Source organism: Bradyrhizobium sp. AUGA SZCCT0283 (assembly GCF_018130385.1).
GTDB lineage: Bacteria > Pseudomonadota > Alphaproteobacteria > Rhizobiales > Xanthobacteraceae > Bradyrhizobium.
This window is the reverse complement of record NZ_JAFCLU010000035.1, coordinates 41,941-60,872: the sequence shown is the minus strand read 5'-3', so window position 1 is coordinate 60,872 and position 18,932 is coordinate 41,941. Positions and strand designations below refer to the sequence as shown.

Sequence of the window (18,932 nt, the reverse complement as noted above, 5' to 3'; positions counted from 1 at the left end):
GCGGTCAGGCTATTGTCGGCCGTGTAGGTCCAGTTGCCAACGGCATCGAGCGTGAAGGTGCCGTAGCCGTGGTTGCCGGTGGTCGCGGTCTGGACGACGAAACTGCCCTGGCCCTGGTCGGCATCGGAAATGGAGAGCGCGCCGCTGGTGGACAGGTGACCGGCAACGACGCCGACCTCTTCGGTGACCGCGCCGGTCGAAACCCCGCCGATCACCGCAGCGTCGTTGGTGCCGTAGATGGTGACGGTGACGATCCGGCTGGCAGAACCATCGAAAGAGACCGCGGTGAAGCTGTCGGTGATCGATTGGCCGGCGCCGAGCTGCTGGATCGCAGCCAGGCTATTGTCGGCCGTGTAGGTCCAGTTGCCAACGGCATCGAGCGTGAAGGTGCCGTAGCCGTGGTTGCCGATGGTCGCGGTCTGGACCACGAAATTGCCCTGGCCCTGGTCGGCATCGGAAATGGAGAGCGCACCGCTGGTGGACAGGTGGCCGGCAACGACGCCGACCTCTTCGGTGACCGCGCCGACGGAGACCCCGCCGATCACCGCAGCGTCGTTGGTGCCGTAGATGGTGACGTAAATCTGCCTGGTGATCACGCTGCCGTTCTGGTCGCTAAACGTAATGGTAAAACTCTCGACCTTGGTCTGGCCGGCGGCGAGATAGGCCACGGCGGAATCTGCAACCGTATAGGTCCATGTCAGTTGGCCGCCGGTGCCCGTACCGGTGGTATCGCTGATCTTGACCGCGGTGAGCGTGCCCAGCACGGATCCCATCGGGGTGCCGGTCGAAGAAACCAGATGTACGTCCGTGAGGTCTACGTCGGTGAACGTGATGACGCCGCTATCCGTGAGATTGACAGCCGGCGTGACCTGCTCACTGACGGATCCAATGAGATCCTGCGCGGTGATTATCGGCGCATCGTTCGTACCGACCAGCGTAACTGTGACGTCATGCGTCACCTGTGCACCGTTGTTGTCGGAAATGAGGACGGTATAGACCTGCGTCAATGTCTCGCCCGAAGCCAGTGACTGCAGCACCGGGTCGCTGTTGGAAAGCGTAAAACTCCAGCCCACGCTGGCTGTGTTGTCAGTATCGGTGATGTTTTCGCTGACTCCGGTCAGGGCAAACGATCCGATCTGGCTGACGTTGTCGGTATAGCCCGGAAGATGCGGACTGGACGTCGACGACTTCAGTACATAGGTCGCTGAATGCGTGTCGATCAGGTCGACATCACGAAACGTAATCGTACCTGACGCCGAAAGCTTGTTCTCCTGCGAATCCTCGATACCTGTGAGCGCATCATTGGTCGAGGATACGAAGGTTGGGATATCATTGACACCGATCAGCGTTACCGTAACATCCTGGGTCAGCTGCGTACCGTCATTTGTCGTGACTGTGACGGTGTAGACCTCCGTCAGCGCCTGGCCCATGGCGAGGGACTGCAGGACCGCGTTACTGTTGATAAGCGTAAAGTTCCAGTCGACAGTGGTCGACGTGGTATTGATTCCGGTGATGACCGTGCTCCCCCCGTTGGGCACGGCAAAGGTACCGATCTGGCTGACGTCATTGTTAAAGCCCGGCAGCGCCGCGTTCACCGTGGAGTGTACCAGCGCAAACGTCGTAGTCTTGATATCGTTCGGGTCGAGAGCCTGGAAGACGAGCGTTCCTGATGTTGCGAGAATCTGATCCTGCGCCACCGCATCCTCAACGAGCACTCCTGCTGTGCTTGAAGGTGCCACGTGAATGAGCAGTTCTGGAAACTCAAAATTAAAACCATACTTCAAACCAGGAAGACTTCGGCCGCCAGCCAAATTGAGCTCGGGATACTCACCACCCCAGGGATGCGGCAACTGGCCATCGCCGGCCAGATTGTTGCCGCTCGAGCCGAATGCAAATTTGGTCTTCGGATTCGCATCATCCATGTTGAATTGGGGAAAGGCGATCGAAAACGCTACCTTGATGACGTCCCGTTCGTTCAGCAGATCGTTAGCGGTTTTTTGTACCTCAAGAATACTGAGCGGCTGATTGATGCCGGTCGCCGAGACCATCGTAAACGTGCCCGGCTTGTCGACCGCGGCAATTTCCAAACCCGTTAGCTTGTCCAGCAGAACGGCGGAACCGCTATGGCCGCCGGGCTCGACCACGACCGAGAATTTCACCGGGCCGTTGTTGGCTGTCATTTCAACGACGACGGCCGTGCCACGAATACCCATTGTGGCAACCGGCGTGTCTATCTTCATATTCCCGTTTTTCGCAGTTTCGCCTGCAACAAACGAAATCGTGCCCTGTACCAGACTAAGGAGCGAGCTGTTTGATGACCCGTTCGGATCATAAACCATGTCGTTAAGCACCATGCGCGCGTTGGGCCCGAGGCTGAATGCCGTGCCATCAATAAACGAAATACCAAGCGCCGAATCGCTGGCGGATTGAACGACATCTCCCTTGTAGACTTTGTCGCCGATGTTAAGCACCACGACGACGCCATTACGGACAGCCGTGGCATCGCCTGTCAGTTTGACAACGGTGCCGATGATCGTTGCGGCGCTTGCGCGACTTCCGGCCTGGGCTAGTTCGACGTGACCGGTGAGCGCATTGACGATTTCGCCAGAGAGACTAGACCCGTCCGGCGCCAGCAACGTCGCCCTGCTTTCACCTTTGAAGTAATCCCGAACCAAAAAGTGACGATCGTCCTGCGAGAGAACTAGGTCCAGACCAGCCCGTTTGAAGTCACCTGAAAACAGCAATTGCGCATCGGGGATAACGACCCCACTACCTTTTGCTGTGCCCTCAGTTCTAGAGGGGTCGCCGAACTGCGAGGGCGAATCTAATCCGCTCTGGGAGGCTGAAAGCATCGGCCCTCAAAAAGGTTAAAAATCAGGAAAACTTGGCAATAGAGTTCCCTAACGTAAAATAGGGTTCCATACTAGAGAAAAGGGCTAGGTCTGGCTTGATGGTAAATTGGCAGCTGAACTGCGGTTCAAAAAAGTCTCTTAAGCCTTTGATTGTTTTCAAACAATAATCCTGAGCGTGTGTGTTGTTTATATCGCAGCCTTTAAATTCCTTCCGAATAGGCGCCGGTCGTTGATGTTCTTCCGGAAGGTGATGGATGCCGGTGTCAAATGGATCACAACAGAATGAGCATCCGAATTTGCCCCTGATCGTCGCTGACAGGTCGTCCCCTAATTCCCGCCGGCATCCGGGAATTGTTCGGCGGGCCACTCTTCCATCTGGTTGCCTACGCGCAAACGGCGAAGGACGCCTGGAATAATCCGCCGCCTACTCTGGATACTGCCCGGACTTTTCGCCGCCGGTTGGATCCTTCACGTTAAGTGCCGATCGTTGCAGGACGAAAACCATATCACCGAACCTGGTTGAGGCAGCAACGCCGCAGCGATGCGCGCCCGGCTGATCGCGATTGCCATTGATCTGACGAGCCAAGAGTCCCACGGGCGCTGCAGTTTTGCCGCTGCCGGCCGGGCGATCGCCTCCTGTTGTTGAGATGGTTCGGATCCACCAACCGGCAAATAGCCCATCTCCTTGGACTATCGGAAGGCACCGTGAAGGTTACGGCATCTCAAACTGGACCCAGTTGACCGCGCAGTGTTTGGTCGGCCGGATAGCCACACCCCAGTTTCAAACATAGCGGGAAGCCCAAGATCTAATTGACCTTCTTGGAGATGTTTGCTCTGTTAACGACAGTTATCACTGGGGGCAACTATGCGCGCCGGATTTTACAAGTTTTTTGCAACCGCACTTTGCGCGAGCTTTGTGTTTATCAGTAATCCACTTTCGGCCGCTGCTGCAGACCTGGGCATCATGACGTCGGGTCCGGGCGCCGTGGGCCGTTGTTCGGAAATCGTCTTTACCTGCGAGAACGGGCGGTCTTATCCGCTCTGCCCGATTGCCGTCAGCGTCGTTGGCGAGGTGGTTACCGCATCGCTGTACACAGGCCATCGCGGCGCAACGCATGTCAGGATGATTCCAATGGGCGTCGGCTATCGCTATGCGGGCCGAGGCGTCTGGCTCGATGGCTTCCGCGAGAACGCACTGCTGAATTTCGGAAAGCACAGCCAGATCGCTTGCACGATCCAGCATTCTTGATTGCAGATTTTATAGCCGAATCATTCAAGCGTTAACGGAGCCGCCGAAGCGGCTCCGCAGAGGTTCTAGCCTTTGGTGCGAAGGACCACGCGTGAAGAACGCGGGTACATGTAAGCCTTCGGGTGCACGTAGACCGGGCAGTGATCGTTATATTGATTTAGCTGCCAATTCCACTTCCAGCAGCCGTTTTCGATCTGAGGGTAATATCCCCAATTGAGCGTGTACGGTTCGTCACCGAACGGATATGGGCCGCTAATAGCACCTTCGCTGGTAGCAATTAAAAAGGAAAAAGCGGCAACGATCGCAAGCAATGATTTTTGCATGGTAACCTCGATTGGCGGAGGTAGTTCGCCGCAAAAGTGCCAGAGGGCGGGTTACTTATCAAGGGCTTTGCCGCCACACCTGCGTTTCCTCGACCGAGTACGGTCTGCGGCCAGTATAAATTACGCCGCGATCGCGTTATCCAAATGGCCGGACGCCCGAATCAGACAGTCTTGCTCCATCGCGGGGGGAGAGCGTGCAATTCAAGCTGGCGATCCTCACAGTCCTGGCCAGGCGCTCTGGCGGCCGCGCTTCTCTTGATGACCTGAAGGAGGAAGTCGAGGCATTGACCGCCGGCGACGATCAATCGGAAGGCGCCGCCTCGGCGCTCGATGAAATTGATATTTTTCAGTCGGGGCTGGTTGTACCGGAAGGCGACGGATTACTGATTACCGACGCCGGCCGATCTGCGTTAAGGGCTTTGGAAGCCTCGAATGAGCCTTCACTTGATCTTCCCGCACCATCTCCCTCCCCTTCACTAAAAATGATCGATCATCTCATCGGCACCGAGGAGCGTCTGACAATTTTCGATCTTGAGCTGCGAGGTGCTGATGTTGTTAGCCCGGAGAGATCCGAAGATGTAAGAGATGCGCAAGCGGCGTACAGCGAGAATATATCGTCGGTAGGCCCAGTTGCCTTAGACGATCAAGAGCCTTACGACGACTTGCCTCGCGAAAGTATCGCTCACCCTGCCCCGGCGATTGGTGATGCCGACGTGCGGAGCGGCGAGCCAATCGAGCTCGCTCGCAGGGAATCCGATCGGTCTGACGCACCCGCGTTTTTAGCGCACGGCTTCGAATCTGCGGCCAGGCCCGTTACGCGGGCGCAGCCTCGACAATACAGCTTCGGCAGCGCGATCGCTGCCGTATTTCGACAAGTCCGTACCATCTGGCAACGTCATCTGGAGCGAGATGCCTCGAACCCAAGGGTGGCACGCAAGACCGGGAAATTCGGCGGCGGGGCCATCGCCATCCTCACCCTGCTCGTGCTCGTGATCTGCGCGGGAGCTGTGATTGCTTTCACCCAGATCAAATCCCTAAAATCGGAAATCGCAACCCTCCAACGCGAACTCTCGCCCCTCAGGGAACGGGCAGCCAGGGCGGATCTTTTAGAAAAAGCAAAGCAGGATGCTGACCAGCAAAGGGAACTCCGCAGCAAATCCGGTGCTGAAGCGAACAGCGGCGGACCGCCCCCCCGAACCGAGCAAGCCGCGCTCAATCTGACACCCGAAGAAATTCGGTTGATCCGGGATTTTATCAAGCCCGCTCCGGCCGCAGCCAAGCCTGGTCCCGCGATCAACGTCGGCGACACGGTCGGTATTGCAACGATCCCACTGCCGTCCCCGCTCATGGAGAAGATACCAAAATTGCTCGGGGCCAGGTTCACGACCCGGAACGGCTCGATTATCATTTTAAGACGGGATAGCCGGCACGCCGACCTTGTCTTGCCGCCTAACTAGGCGGCAGTGCTGTCGATCATTACTGACGGCGCCAAGTGGGTCGGCAAAGATTACATTGCCGCGCGGCGCATCAGATGCAGCACTTACGCCTTACCACGTTGATCGATCCAAGATGTTTGCGATGGAACGACTTGGCAGCTCCCCTCTGGTGGATGCATCGCGCGTCGCACAGGCAATAGAGCTGACCCGGTTTTCTGCAAAGATTGACCAAACCGCTGAAACAGTCCGCCTGGAGCCAAAACTGGTGCAGGCTACCGACCTGATCGGCCAGCTCGGCGATCCAAGGTCCCCCGCAAGGCCAACGCGCTCTACGTCGAATTCGAGGAAATCGGGATGAACCGGCAACTTGGCTATTCCTCGCGGCGGATCTGATTGACAAGGACCGATCTTTTTTGGAATTGCGTCTCGATGCATATTGAAGACGGCATCAAGTATCTGAGCTTGACCGTTTCTGGTCGCCAGTGGATTGCCAGTTTGCATCACCGCATTCTCTGCGTCGAACATGCCCGTCGTTTCATGGGCCCTCAGCGTTAAGATTGCCCTTGGGGCCAGCGTTATCCAGCAGCTTCAGGGACCGGTCGCCTTCTCGGAAAGCTCGCTCAAATGTCTGTTGGTTCCGCCGGGGAACCCTTCGTCATCGAAGCCGTTGTCGGGATCAGAGCATCTTCGAGACGCCCCCGGTGCTCTGACGAGGCTCAGACATGTCCGCCCAGATTGTTCTATTGCCAGTGTTTATTTTGGCTATTTTTGGCCTGGTCGTTTTGCTGTGGTCGTCGCGCAGTGGCGCCAGGGGCGCAACGGGATCCGACATCCCTGGCTCATTCGATCTGCAGTTTCTGTTCTATGCCTTGATCGCACTCGCCTTGCCGCTTCGCCATGCCGACCTTGCTATTGTGCTGCTATCGTGGGTCTTTTTGGTGACGTGCTTTGCCAGTGCAGGACTGGTGAGCGCAATCGATAGCAAACAACGCTCGCTCGCCTGGAGGGCCAGCGCGATTGTCCTGCTTGCGATGTGGATCTATTTTGCGCTGCGAATTTTGCTGTTGATCTAGTACCCACTTTCCCTAGGAAGTGAGTCATGATTCAACATCGGGATGATACCCGAAGCAAGAGAAGTCCACCTTTCGAGGAAAGATCGCAAGGTGCTTGAGGAACGTTGCCGCTCACCGGTGACGTTGCAGCGCGATTTGAAGCGGGCACGGATCGTCCTGCTGGCAGCGGCCGGGCGCAGCACCCGATCGATCGCCAAGGAGGTTGGGGTCCAGCCACGGATCGTCAGCCTTTGGCGGCATCGCTATGCGGATCACGGTCTTGAAGGTCTGCAAAGCAAGCCTCTGCCGGGCAAGCAGCCGATCTATACGAAGGTCACCGACAAACGGATTTTAAAGTTGCTCGATAAGCCGCCTCCCGCCGGGTACGCGCGCTGGACTGGGCCCCTGCTGGCTGGGGAACTTGGCGATGTCGACGTACAATATGCCTGGCGGTTCTTGCGCAGCAACAAGATCGATCTCGCCGCTCGCAAGTCCTGGTGCGAGAGTAACGATCCGCAGTTTACAGCCAAAGCCGCCGACGTGGTTGGCCTCTATGTCGCCCCGCCCAAGAAGGCCATCGTCCTCTGCGTGGACGAAAAGCCTTCGATCCAGGCCTTGGAACGAGCGCAGGGCTATCTGAAACTGCCCAACGGCAGATCCCTGACCGGGCAAAGCCACGACTACAAGCGGCACGGCACGACCACGCTGTTTGCAGCGCTGGAAGTCGCCACCGGGAAGATCCTTGCGACGCATTCGAAACGACGTCGCCGGGTCGAGTTCCTCGACTTCATGGATCGCTTGACCGCAGCATTTCCGAACCGCCAGCTTCACGTCATTCTCGACAATCTCAGCACCCATAAGAAGAACGAGGAATGGCTCAAGGCGCATCCCAATGTGAAATTTCACTTCACGCCCACGAGCGCGTCCTGGCTCAATCAGGTCGAGGTGTGGTTTTCCATCTTGCAGGGGCAGTCGTTGAGCGGCGCCTCCTTCACGAGTCTCAAACAGCTCGAGCAGCACATCGATGCCTACATCAAGGCCTATAATGACAGAGCCGAGCCCTTCGTCTGGACCAAGAAAAAGGTCCGCCAGCAACCCTTCAAAGGCCGACGTATCACCCAGCTATGATTCCGGGTACTAGCCGGACGCCTCAACGCCGCCCTCAAGCGCATTTAGGCACGTGGGAGCATGTCGCAGATCGCGATTGCCTATTCCGCTCCAACATTGCCTGACACCATCGAACGTCCCGCATCGTAACCATTTGGTGGATGAGATTGGTTCATGTTCGCCTGCTCCGGAATGCCGCTTAACGCTATTGTTGAGGATGCCGACATGCTTTGACGGTGTGGTCATTAAAGGTCTGACTTTATGGCGATAAAGACGAAATCGCGGAGATCAAGGCGGCGCAGGCACAAATATCGGCGCAGGCTTCTCTACACTATGGCTGCCGCGGGCCTGTTGGTCGCCGCTATCGCTGCCAGCATCCTGATCTCAACGTTGCGACCCGTGACACTTCGCATCGCCGTTGGCTCGGCCAGCGAAAATGCAAGAATCGTCGAAGCGATAGCCCGTGTTCTCACGCGTGAACGCAGTCCGGTGCGACTTTCGGTCGTGCAAGTCGATGACGGACGGACCGAACAGCCACTTAACAGCGGTAGCGCAGACTTGGCGGCGGTTCGGAGCGACGTAATGTCTGCTGGTGTGCTCGCGATTGCAACCTTGCGCAGTCTATTTCAGAAAACCCGGCAGGCGGCGCTCGACCATGAGCGATCAAAGGTCGAATTGAAGGCGCTGGTGCCGGAGGATGCCAAAGAAGCCAGTGGCCACGGCATCCGGGCCAAGCGTTCGAAGTCCGGGGCCATCAGCTTCGATATCGTGAGAGAGGAGCCCGGCCATGCAGCGGTCCAGCAATAAGGTCGGCACGCTGGCGGCGGCACTCGCCAAGGCCCAATCCGAGATCGCCAACCCGGAAAAGTCGTTAACCGCCACCCTTCAGTCTCCGTTTCCAAGGGAGGCCCAGCGGACCTTTCGCTACGCATCCTTGTCGGCCGGCCTCGACATTGTCCGCAAATGCCTTGGCCAGCATGAGATTGCGACGGTGCAAAGTACCGTGATCGACCGAGACAGCGGCCTCATCAGACTGACCACCACGCTCTTGCACGCCTCCGGCGAATGGGTTTCGTCGGTTGGCCGGTTTGTCTGGCCTCAGAGACGGCTGCCCCACACCGGATGGGGGCCGCCCTCACTTACGCCCGGCGCTACGCCCTTTTCACCCTGGTCGGGATTGCCGGCGAGGATGATTTGGATGCGCCGGACCTTACCTTGGGGCAGCTTCCGCCAGCCCCCTCAGAAGACCCACCGATACGCTCAAAGACCTCGGACGCGTCTCAGGTCCTCGAATCTCAAAAATTGGCCGGCAGGCCTGCGGGAAGACCGGCGGCCAACGAAAAAAATCAGGCAAAGACCACCCTCTTGGCGGCAGATGCCTCGGCAGCCCTCAAGTCTCAACTCATTTGCGAGCTTGGCGAACTGGTGGATGTCACCGCATTGACCGCCTGGGCTTATGCCGCGCTGCCCCGAAAGAGCGGCCTTAGCCATGCAGACGCTGTGGCGGTTGAGATCGCGTTCGCGGCAAGGCTGGCCGAGCTAGACTCCTTGGCCTCCGATCGTTCGAACACCAAGCAGAGATTGCCGTCCGACCACAAGGCGGGCGGTGCTTTAAGCTCAGGGGCCGCTGACGCCGCGGTCCCCTCCCCCTCCGTTGCCATCACTGCCGGGCAAGTCACGATGCTGGCCAAACCAACCAGAGAGCGCGACCGCGGGCATTTGAAATTCGTGGCAGGCCAAGCCTGCCTCGTCTGTGGCCCGCACGCCATCGGACCCCCATCACATCAAGTTTGCCGAAAACTGGACCGTAGGGCGAAAGGTCAGTGATCGCTTCACCGTGCCGGTCTGCCGACTGCACCACCATGACTTCATCGGCGGGGCAACGAGCGCCTCTGGTGGCAGCTCAAGTGCATTGAGCCGCTGCAGGTCGCAAAGGCGCTTTGGGACAAGACCCACCCGCGTGTGCCTGAAGAGATGGTTGGTGATTCCGGCGATGGCGACAGCATTGCGGGCCAACCTGACTTGAGCGGAGCGTCTCGAGATCACGAAACGAAGCTAATTGTCCAACCGGGGGTACGATGACGTCGTCTCGGCAAATTGACGCCAATCGGCGCAATGCAAAACTCAGCACGGGACCGGTGACCGAAGAAGGCAAGCAGCACTCGCGCCGCAACGCTATCCGCCATGGGCTTACCGCGGAGACCGTTATCGGTGCGCTTGAGGATGCCGAGGACTATGCCGCCTTCGAGATGGCGGTCACCGCCGACTTTGACGCAACGTCAGCAGTCGAACGCGAACTCGTGCTGCGACTGGCAAGCCTCCTGTGGCGTCTACGTCGGGCCACCGCAATTGAGAGCGGCCTGTTCAGGATTCAAGCCCTTCACCTCCTGCAATTCCGGCAAGCACGGCGGGCCCATCATGAGCGGCAAAAAATCATCGACGGCCTCTATGATGGGGCGGTCGCTATGTCCGCGCCAACGACTTTCGACGAGGCTGACGGCGAGGAGGTTCCGAACGCTGCCTTGCCAAAATCGCAAGACGACTCCCACGAGTTTGCTGGTGTGATACAGTCGTATCTTCGGCTGGCCAATTTACCAACTTTTCCGCTCGATCGTCTCAGCCGCTACGAGGCCACGCTCTGGCGTCAGGCCTGCCAGATCCTGTTCACTTTGCAATTCTCAAACCGCGCCAGGGCACGCGCCAGAATGCCATGGCGCGGCCTCTGATGCGGTTGTCGAGAACCGTCGCAGTCTTTTTTGGTGGCGGACGCCACGACACCTCTGCGTTTTGTCAGCGGCGGAAATTGTAACTGGCTGGCTTGCGCGCGCACCGCAACAATATCTGTTGGTGGCTGCCCGACTAGAAGTGTGCGCACCATATTGTGGTCCATGCAGACCGCTGGCCCCATTAGGTCCGACTACCTGACCCTAGCCGCTATTCGTCTGTCAGACTTGCGGCAAGCGAGGCGCTGATGTCCGGCCGTTCTTCGAACGGGCGCCGATGGTACTGACGCCATAAGCAGGCCCAAACGCCCCAACGCGGGGGCAAAGGACCGTGAGGGGTTTAAATGCCGCAGTTCGGGTGCCCACAATTCCAGAACGCCATCCATTTTTCCCGGGCGCATCCGTACCCAAGTGTCCCAAGCAGACTTTCGGGGAGACCAAATTCGGATCAATGAATTTTTATTGAGTTGTAGCTTGTGATTCACTCCAATGGAATAAAAGGTCTTTTTCGGGAGACTAATGTCGTGCCGTCCGCTGAATACTATGTGAAGCAGGCCGAACTTGCGGCGAGACAGCCCTCACTGAACCGATCCACAAAAAGCTTGAGCCCCTTCATGTGCTAGCCCCTGAGCATTACGACAAGGCCGAAAAGGCTAGGACTTACGGATGCCAGCCAGCGCGGCATGACGGCGTCGATTAAGCCCGCGCGCCGGTCCAGCACGTCAGAATGCAGGGCTGCTTCGTAAGTTAGTCGACAGAGCCATAAAGATTCATTCGCGCACACTCACCGGTATGCTCTTGGACAAGAGAGCTCTCGAAATCAATCGCAAGTTTCTTAACCCGTTAAACACCCTTGACGCCGGCTGATGGGAACTCAGACTGCCGGCTCGCCTGGCTACAGACGCCACCGGATCAGGACCTCAAGGAAGCCGACGCGTCCGATTGCGAGCGAAGCACCCCGCTGCCGCATCGATAAAGGCATGCTGGCCCCGAGGTCGAACGACTAAGGGACAAGCAGCACCTGCGGTTGTGGCCAAACATCTTGCGGCTGCGAGCCCTGCAGCACCTGCCGTTTGCGCCGCACAGGAGTTCACGGTCCCGCTGTGCCGGGCGCATCACCGCGAACTGCACCGCGTCTGCAAGGAAGCGGATTGGCGGTTGGAAGATCGGAATCGAGCCGTTAGATATTGCATGCGTCCTTTGGCTTGGCTCGCGTCCTCTTCGGAGGCGTTCCAAATCGCTACACGTCTTATCGGCGCCAACGTTGGTCCGCTGATATGCTTAAATGAAACGGGCCCTATCGCTCAGGCAGCTCAGATCAGATCGTCCTTAAAGGACAGCAGCGTGCCGGTGGTTTGATCTGCCATAACGGTGAAATCGTCGGCGGAATACTGACCTACCAGCGCAATGTTTACCGTATGCGCGCCGTCGGTCACCGACAGCGTGCCGCCGGTCCCTGCCTGGTTTTCGACATAGCTTGCGGCTGTACCCGCCCCAAATGCTATGTCGAGAAGATCGATATGATCATCCTGGTTAAAGCCCGAAACGATTCCGCTGAAGTCGAAAGAGTCGACAAGCTTCAGCGTGCCAGTTGCGCCGGCATCAAACGTGACGTTCGTAGATGCCGCGGCCCCGAATTCGATGGTCGCCGTTCCATCCATCAACGCGGTACCGCCGGTGACGCTGCCATGGACCGCGATGTTGCCACCGTTCGCCCACAACAGCCCGGAATTATCGACATTGCTCTCGATAACCAGCCCGCCGCTGCCGGTTGCTTCAAGGGTTCCGGAATTGACGATGGTATTTTCACCGGTGTCGATCTCGAGGGAATTGGTGCCAGTGGCGATGATCGTGCCCTGGTTGACCAGGATCATCACACTGTCACCAAGGTGACCGGCGCCAGAGATTGTGTTGTCCACGTTCGTTAGCGTGACGTCCGAGACCGTTCCGGTGATCACGTTATGGTCACTGTCGGACAGGATGACTTGCCCGTGGCCCTGGAGCGTGATGCCGTGTTCGATGAGCTCGAGCTCCGTTTCATTACCCGTTGAGCTCAACTCGATCGTTCCGGTGTTTTCGATAGTGCCGCTCAACGGCATGAACGCTCCGTCACTGATCATCATGCTGCCATTGTTCAGCACAACTGGCGTCTGGTCGAACACGAAATCATCGGCAGAGAGCGAGTTCGCATCGACGCCGCGCAGCGTGATCGACTGGCCATCACCCAACGTGATCACGGCATCGCCGAGATCATTATTGATCGTGTGCGATTGAACATCAACAAAGGCCGTGAATCCGGCGTACCCGATCAGGTCGATCTGGTCATGCGCGATGTCGAAATTGTAGATCGTGTCGCTACCAATCGGTTGGGCAAACACCAGCAAATCGTCGCCGCTCGAAGCCGTTAGATTATCGTCGCCCGAGATGGCGAAGATCGGCGAGCCAGGCGCATAGGCTTCGATGTTGTCTGCAATGATGAGGGTCTTTGTTTGCCCATCCAGATTGCTCCACGTCTGCGTAATATTAAGCAACCGTGCACCTACAAAATCATCTGGTGTTGTTACCGTGAGAGACGCGAGATTAGCGCCCGTCACCGTCCACGAGCCGTCGACATTTTGTGTGCCGCCATTCAATGTCCAGCCCAATGGAAGTGCTGCAATTGATACAACGATGTCGCCATAAGCGTCGCTTGGGTTCGACAATCCTAGATTTATCGGCTGGCCAGCGACGCCCGCCGGCGCCTTGTGGGTCTGTGCAGATGAATTTCCTGCCGTATCAGTTATCGTTACGGTGATAGAGTCGTTTTGAATAGTTGCTCCGTTGTTGATGCTGTTGAAAGTCCATGTGGTGCCAACTTTCGTTATTGAGGCCCAAGTCAGATTGGTACCCGTCGTATTGTCGAAAATACTGAAGGTCGCATTTGGATCGTCGATCCCGGTTACTACGATGCGCTTATTTGAGCCGCCTGACGTATCGTATGTCCAACTTGTAAATGTCGGATTGAGCCGGTCGATCGTGACCGTGTCGGAACCTAGACCGCCGAGGTTGCCGGCCGCATCGGTATAGCTGCCGGCGGCCACTGACACCGATCCGGCCGCAGAAACGCCGTCGGTGGCCGTGAAGGTGGCGTGCCAGGTAGTGGCGGTGTCCTGCACCAGGTTGGTGATGGTACCGTTGGCCGGCGTGATGTCGCCAATCGCAAAGCCAATCGGCGACTCGCTAAACGTGAAGGTGACGTTCGAGCTGGGGGTGCCATCGCTCAGCGATGTGGCAACCAGGTCGACGGTGACCGTCGGATTGACGGTGTCGACGGTCGCGGTGTCCTCGTTGGAGGCCGTGTTCTGGTTGCCGACCGGGTCGGTGGCGACGTTCGCCGCAACCGAGATCGAGACCGGGGTGGTTGAATTGTCGGCGGCCGTGAAGGTGGCGGTGTAGACCTTCGCGTCGGACGGGCTGACGGCGAAGTTGCTGAGCGAGCCGCCCGTCACCGTGACGTCGGCCTGCTCGAAGCCGGTCGGCACCTCCGAGAAGGTGAAGGTGACCAGCGAGGTGTTATCGGTATCGGAGAACGAGCTGCGGACCAGGTCGACGGTGACCGTCGGATTGACGGTGTCGACGGTGACGGAATCGGAGCCGCCGGAGCCCAGATTGCCAGAGGAATCCATATAGCTGCCCGCCGCCACAGTGACGACACCCTGCCCATCAAAGCCATCGTCAGCCGTGAACACTGCGGTGTAGTGCGAGGCATCGATCATCGTGAAATTCGTGATCGTGCCGTGGGACGCAGCAATATCGCTCACAGAGAATCCGGTTACCGGCCCGGCGAAATTAAAGGTGACGACAGATGAGTTGTCGCCATCATTCAAGGACGAATCGACAATGTTGACGGTAACTGGAACGTGTCCTGTACTATCGAGAACCAAAACGTTCTCAATCGCGCTGACTTTCAGATTGAGCGTCTTAAATGTGTAGAAAGTCTGGTCTCCCTGGCCAGTTTGCGCATTAAGATGCGCAGGCACCCAAATTTCTCTGTAATAGGTGATTTCGTCCAAAATTGCCTGAGTATTAAGCTGATTGGCACTGAGCCAGATTTGAAGAGTATCAACGTCGTTCGTACCAGCTACTTTGGACCCCCCCGTAGCGGCCCCGTTGCCGCCGTCGTACGAGTCATAGCCAGTGAAGCCGGTTCCGATCGTAGTGGAATATGTTGCGTTCGTAAGCGTCGGACTGTTGGTGCCGCTGTAGCTGAAGCTTCCACTAAGAGCGTATTGATTCTCATATGCCTTATAGATAAGGGTGTCCGATCCCGACCCACCGAGGACAGTGTCAAAACCACTGCCTCCATCGAGCGTATCGATCCCGGAGCCACCGTTAAGCCGATCATCGCCAGCACCGCCCGAGAGCGTGTCGTTGCCTGATCCGCCAACGTAGTTGTCGCTGCCGCTGGTGCCGATGAGAGTGATGGTGCCGCTGGCGCTCGCCATTATAAATACTCCGAAATTCTTCTTGTAAAATTCGCGTTGGACGAAAGTGTCCCTGGTTATTCGATCGATCGGAAGCCGCGGTCTGCAGCTTGGAATTCTGTGATAGTGTCTTGATGAGGTGACAGCGAAACGACGGCCTCGCTTAGCGAAAACAGCAAGTCGAGCGGATCGTCGGGAATGCCCACCGGCTGATGCTTCGTGGCGGATGGTTCGTCGAACAATGCAGGATCGTGCGCCAGCGTTGCCGACACCTCGACCGGGAGGGACGCTTCGGCCGGGGAATCGCCGGCCCGCGCAGGTGCTGAGATTTCCTGGAGACGAGATTCGATCTCGGACCAGTTGATCGCGGGCTCCGCCTTAGCCGGCTCAGCCTTCGCGGTAAAAAAAACGCGACCCAATATGCACTCCTCGACTCTGCTGCCGCAGAGCAGGTGCGATCGCACTCGAAAATCAATTCACAACACGCACATCGATCCCGTCAAAGATGTTCGTCGGGCGCGCGATTAAACACACCGCGCATGTGCTCTATAAAAACCTACCGTGAAAAGACGCCGACTGCCATTACCCTGCCCGTTTCATGCTGTGGTCTCGCAAACCACGCACTGTCGCAATTCCCTGTTCAAAAAAAGTCAGTCTTGTTCTTGAGAGATTTTAGCTGCCCTGCCCCGTTGTGATGTCCGAGAGCTTGATTGGCAACGATCCCTTAACCTAATTTACGCGCAATTTGCCGCAAATGCGCGCAAGGGTCCATACCCCATAGATATACCCTCGCTTAATCATGAACGCGCTGGGGAAAAGAGATTCCTTAAGGCTAGCGAGGGTTGATCATAGCTTGGGTTCCCGAAATTGAACTCAACCACGTATAGATCCGAGGCTCGCAAGAGGTAGATTATTTTGCGCAAACCGGCAAAAGCACGGATAAAGCGAACTTGGCGGGGCTTTTCGCGACCGACGCGTGAGGCTCCCCCAAATGAGTGAGACCCCCAACTGGAGGCTGCGGTATCGTGGGCACAACTACAGTAGACATCACTACCGTAGTTTTCCGGAGAGAACAGAGTCGCACCTGGAGAAAAATAGCGATCCCAAATGTGAGCGGCAGGTGGTGGAGCGGCGCCAAATTTAGCGCTCACGTCGTTGATGGGCTCTCGCTTCGCACGTTGCGATCGGGTCTCATTATCGAAATCCCCGCGATTGGACTGGCGATATCGGCATCGTCAGTAGCAGGTGATGAACTCGCCCGGAAAGCTATCCCTCCCATGGGGCGACTTTTCCATGCCGAAACCAATGTGGAATGAAACCCATCATTGAATCGTGCAGTTTCAGCAATGCCTCCACGATCCCTGTTGCGCTCTTTGAACCCCTGCTGTTTGATATTCCCATATTTTGAGCTGTCACTTATTCAGTGGAGTCTTGTCAGCTGTTGTACTTACCATCGATAGATGGAAGGCGCGGGCGCCAAAGATCCAGGTCAAGCCGATCCGAAGCTGGGGACGAGAATGTCTCTGTCCTCTGATCAGATCAAACAGCCGTGGCTGCTTAAGCTGATCAAACAACGCCGGCGGATTGCACTTGGACTACCCAAAGTCAGGAACTGCGCAGCAGTTCCTGATGGCCCAACGTTGCGGTGAGATGATTGGTAAAAAGCAGGGCCATTCGCTGCTTTTTGTAGTGGAGCGACCTGAGCGTGAACGCGCTGACCTGGTCTAGCGCGCGGGCGGCGGCCGCGACGTCGAAGGCGGTTTTGGCTTTTCGAGCTTTGGCTGGGCTGTGGGCTGCGCCGTCGAAAGTACCGGCCCTGACTGGCGCGCCGCGGGAGCCACCTGCTGCGGCGAAGGGGGCGTTGGCCGTGGCCTTGCCGCGGCGGTCTTGGGCGGCGCATTCGGCTCGGAGACCCGGGACATGACGCTGGTCAACTGCTGCTGGATTCCCCTCAGCTGCTCGGCCACATTTGCATTGTCGCGCGCCGCTTGTTCTTGACTTGCCTTGAGTTGTTCGAAAATCCGCGCAACGCCCCGGGCAAATTGCTCCTGGCTCGCCTTGAGCTGCTCGCTGAGGTTCGCATTGTCGCGGGCCATCTGATCGCGACCGGCCTTGAGCTGCTCGATCTCCTTGCCCATGCTTGCAAGATCGCGCGCCAACGATTGGAGCAACGGCGTCAACTCGGGTGGCGGGGCGGCAGCAGTCGGCGCGGCCTGGGCCGGAGGCGCGGGTTGTGGAAAATCTGTCAGAGCTGTCTTCGCGGCATCGCCGGGCGACCCTAACCACGAAATAAGAGCTGCACCGATGCTCGCTGCCAGCAGGATGCCCGCGATGCCACGTAACGCCCACCCGCCAAGCCAAATCCGGCCTTCCGAGGTCGCCGAGCGAAACGTGTTGGCGCTCGAGGTCTGCGGATCCGACCGCGGGCCTGGGGCTTCGTGCAACAGCCTGGAAGCCAGTTGATTTCCTACAGCCACCGGACGGACAACTGGGATTTGTTCCGCGAGTGCTTGACGAGCTAAGCTGGGGATTTCGTTCTTGGCATCGCGGACGGCGTGCGCTCCATGTCGCTCACTTGGTGAAATCCCAAATTCGCGAGACGGTGCCTTTCCGAAATGCTCTACTGGAATTTCGATGCCTCGCCGAACATTGTCAGAAGCATTCGCAACCTGTTCACTAGCCAGCGCTGCGTCGCACGGCTCCTCGTCAAAGAAAGTAGGAGGCGATGGAGGCTCGCTTAAAATTTCCGCTACAGTATTGTGTAGAGCCTGAAGTTTATCGGTACTCATTTTTTAACCTGCAGCCACGGCCAAGCGGCGGATGTCTCGGGGCGACCTGGCAGATCGTCCCGTTTGCTGTACCAGTCATCAATATTATGCAGTGCATCAATTAGCTCGGCAAGTGGCCCGGCCGAACCCTCCAACCGGCACCCGTTTGATGAGACTACAAGTTCGAGGATGCTTCGGAAGCGCTCAAGAATGCTCTAGGAGCTGCAGGGCTTGCTGCCGTAGATTTTTCTCGGTTACCAAGGTCAACGGGGCAAGTAAGTACCGTTGACGTCGATGGCGTGGCTACGAATTTAGTCATGGCTGGGCGGCTTCTTGCCCGACGCAAATCCGGCGGGATGCCGGGCTGAACGCAAATATCACACAGCAAAAAGTAATGGATTTATCTATCCGTGGCGAGGCGAGTGGTATGGCGTTTATGCTCCTGCCAAAACGCCCATCGGGGTTGTTGCGCAGCTAAACCAGGCTGTGGTCGAAGCCGTACGCAGCACCGAGTTTGGCAGGCGCCTCTCCGCGTTCGGCGTTCAAGCAACGGGAACATCGGCTGATGGATTCGCAAAAATTGAGAAATTCGACTCCGAACTGCGGGGAGCGGTGGTCAAAGCATCGAGACTTAAGCCGGAGTAGAGAAAGCCACACATGCTTGCTAACGCTGAAACCCGCCGAGGTATGTATTGGCCCGGCGCGCTCCGCCAGTCTTCGCAGACACCGGAGTTTTGTTGTCAACTCAATCCGAAGCACTACTGATGAGCATCGGACAATTTCCCCAAATCGTCCGAGGCCACACCGACAAAGCAGTCAGGCGAATATATCGGGTTCGCAAGAAGGAATTCTGCGCCGCTGCCACTGGGGGCGTTGCCACACCCGCCGAAGGAGCCCCGTCGATTGCGGGCTCCCGAAGGCGTTGAGTTATCTGCTAGGCGTGCTGCTTTGACCCGGTA

At 57.5% G+C, this 18,932-nt stretch carries 15 protein-coding genes and 1 pseudogene; 10 read left to right on the top strand and 6 right to left on the bottom strand.

From position 1 onward, the window contains the following. The coding region (locus tag JQ624_RS32020; protein ID WP_212422892.1) for a VCBS domain-containing protein at window positions 1-2,852 on the bottom strand (2,852 nt) is incomplete at its 3' end. Between the two features lie 639 nt (window positions 2,853-3,491). Between JQ624_RS32020 and JQ624_RS39810 the strand changes: the two genes are divergently transcribed. Together JQ624_RS39810 and JQ624_RS32010 are read left to right on the top strand one after the other, a co-directional pair. Then, entirely contained in the window at window positions 3,492-3,593 is a 102-nt protein-coding gene (locus tag JQ624_RS39810) for a sigma factor-like helix-turn-helix DNA-binding protein (protein ID WP_409334398.1), read from the top strand. 124 nt (window positions 3,594-3,717) lie between these two features. After that, the gene (locus JQ624_RS32010; RefSeq protein ID WP_249130227.1) at window positions 3,718-4,101 is read left to right on the top strand and encodes a hypothetical protein; all 384 of its coding nucleotides are present in this window, start codon (window positions 3,718-3,720) and stop codon (window positions 4,099-4,101) included. A gap of 65 nt (window positions 4,102-4,166) precedes the next feature. Here the strand turns inward: JQ624_RS32010 and JQ624_RS32005 are convergent, their stop codons facing one another. Then, entirely contained in the window at window positions 4,167-4,424 is a 258-nt protein-coding gene (locus JQ624_RS32005; protein WP_212422890.1) for a hypothetical protein, read from the bottom strand. A gap of 194 nt (window positions 4,425-4,618) precedes the next feature. Here JQ624_RS32005 and JQ624_RS32000 point away from each other — a divergent pair, with 194 nt between their 5' ends. Continuing rightward, a complete protein-coding gene (locus JQ624_RS32000; RefSeq protein ID WP_212422889.1) occupies window positions 4,619-5,881 on the top strand; it encodes a hypothetical protein in 1,263 nt (420 codons plus the stop codon). A 90-nt stretch (window positions 5,882-5,971) separates the two neighbouring features. On the opposite strand, the gene JQ624_RS31995 is transcribed toward JQ624_RS32000, so the two are convergent. Continuing rightward, entirely contained in the window at window positions 5,972-6,385 is a 414-nt protein-coding gene (locus tag JQ624_RS31995) for a hypothetical protein (protein ID WP_212422888.1), read from the bottom strand. Between the two features lie 197 nt (window positions 6,386-6,582). Here JQ624_RS31995 and JQ624_RS31990 point away from each other — a divergent pair, with 197 nt between their 5' ends. The 6 genes and pseudogenes from JQ624_RS31990 (at window position 6,583) to JQ624_RS31970 (ending at window position 10,745) form a co-directional block, all read left to right on the top strand. Continuing rightward, window positions 6,583-6,933, top strand: a complete 351-nt coding sequence (locus JQ624_RS31990; RefSeq protein ID WP_212422887.1) for a hypothetical protein — start codon at window positions 6,583-6,585, stop codon at window positions 6,931-6,933. A 42-nt stretch (window positions 6,934-6,975) separates the two neighbouring features. Further along, complete coding sequence (locus JQ624_RS31985) at window positions 6,976-8,040, top strand: IS630 family transposase (RefSeq protein WP_212422886.1); 1,065 nt, start codon at window positions 6,976-6,978, stop codon at window positions 8,038-8,040. A gap of 312 nt (window positions 8,041-8,352) precedes the next feature. Continuing rightward, window positions 8,353-8,826 carry a hypothetical protein gene (locus tag JQ624_RS39570; protein WP_212422885.1) on the top strand — a complete coding sequence of 158 codons (474 nt, stop codon included), beginning with the start codon at window positions 8,353-8,355 and terminating at the stop codon, window positions 8,824-8,826. Window positions 8,827-9,084: 258 nt separating this feature from the next. Then, window positions 9,085-9,177 (top strand): annotated as a pseudogene (locus JQ624_RS39805) (hypothetical protein); the annotation flags it as partial. Between the two features lie 36 nt (window positions 9,178-9,213). After that, window positions 9,214-9,846: a hypothetical protein gene (locus JQ624_RS31975; protein ID WP_249130226.1), complete on the top strand. Its 633-nt coding sequence runs from the start codon at window positions 9,214-9,216 to the stop codon at window positions 9,844-9,846. Between the two features lie 251 nt (window positions 9,847-10,097). Continuing rightward, window positions 10,098-10,745 carry a hypothetical protein gene (locus JQ624_RS31970; RefSeq protein ID WP_212422883.1) on the top strand — a complete coding sequence of 216 codons (648 nt, stop codon included), beginning with the start codon at window positions 10,098-10,100 and terminating at the stop codon, window positions 10,743-10,745. Window positions 10,746-12,055: 1,310 nt separating this feature from the next. Here the strand turns inward: JQ624_RS31970 and JQ624_RS31965 are convergent. The 3 genes from JQ624_RS31965 to JQ624_RS31955 form a co-directional block, all read right to left on the bottom strand. Next, the gene (locus tag JQ624_RS31965) at window positions 12,056-15,226 is read right to left on the bottom strand and encodes an Ig-like domain-containing protein (RefSeq protein WP_212422882.1); all 3,171 of its coding nucleotides are present in this window, start codon (window positions 15,224-15,226) and stop codon (window positions 12,056-12,058) included. Window positions 15,227-15,282: 56 nt separating this feature from the next. Beyond that, complete coding sequence (locus JQ624_RS31960; protein ID WP_212422881.1) at window positions 15,283-15,669, bottom strand: hypothetical protein; 387 nt, start codon at window positions 15,667-15,669, stop codon at window positions 15,283-15,285. A gap of 1,260 nt (window positions 15,670-16,929) precedes the next feature. After that, window positions 16,930-17,994: a hypothetical protein gene (locus tag JQ624_RS31955; RefSeq protein ID WP_212422880.1), complete on the bottom strand. Its 1,065-nt coding sequence runs from the start codon at window positions 17,992-17,994 to the stop codon at window positions 16,930-16,932. A gap of 312 nt (window positions 17,995-18,306) precedes the next feature. Between JQ624_RS31955 and JQ624_RS31950 the strand changes: the two genes are divergently transcribed. Next, window positions 18,307-18,618 (top strand): tripartite tricarboxylate transporter substrate-binding protein, encoded by a 312-nt coding sequence (locus JQ624_RS31950; RefSeq protein WP_212422879.1) that lies wholly within the window; start codon window positions 18,307-18,309, stop codon window positions 18,616-18,618. The last annotated feature ends 314 nt before the right edge of the window (window positions 18,619-18,932 follow it).

Bases quoted from the DNA above. Each gene is read 5' to 3' on its own strand.
- JQ624_RS39570 (WP_212422885.1), top strand. From the start codon at position 8,353: ATGGCTGCCGCGGGCCTGTTGGTCGCCGCTATCGCTGCCAGCATCCTG.
- JQ624_RS31985 (WP_212422886.1), top strand. From the start codon at position 6,976: ATGATACCCGAAGCAAGAGAAGTCCACCTTTCGAGGAAAGATCGCAAG.
- JQ624_RS32010 (WP_249130227.1), top strand. From the start codon at position 3,718: ATGCGCGCCGGATTTTACAAGTTTTTTGCAACCGCACTTTGCGCGAGC.
- JQ624_RS32005 (WP_212422890.1), bottom strand. From the start codon at position 4,424: ATGCAAAAATCATTGCTTGCGATCGTTGCCGCTTTTTCCTTTTTAATT.
- JQ624_RS31970 (WP_212422883.1), top strand. From the start codon at position 10,098: ATGACGTCGTCTCGGCAAATTGACGCCAATCGGCGCAATGCAAAACTC.
- JQ624_RS31990 (WP_212422887.1), top strand. From the start codon at position 6,583: ATGTCCGCCCAGATTGTTCTATTGCCAGTGTTTATTTTGGCTATTTTT.
- JQ624_RS31965 (WP_212422882.1), bottom strand. From the start codon at position 15,226: ATGGCGAGCGCCAGCGGCACCATCACTCTCATCGGCACCAGCGGCAGC.
- JQ624_RS31995 (WP_212422888.1), bottom strand. From the start codon at position 6,385: ATGTTCGACGCAGAGAATGCGGTGATGCAAACTGGCAATCCACTGGCG.
- JQ624_RS31955 (WP_212422880.1), bottom strand. From the start codon at position 17,994: ATGAGTACCGATAAACTTCAGGCTCTACACAATACTGTAGCGGAAATT.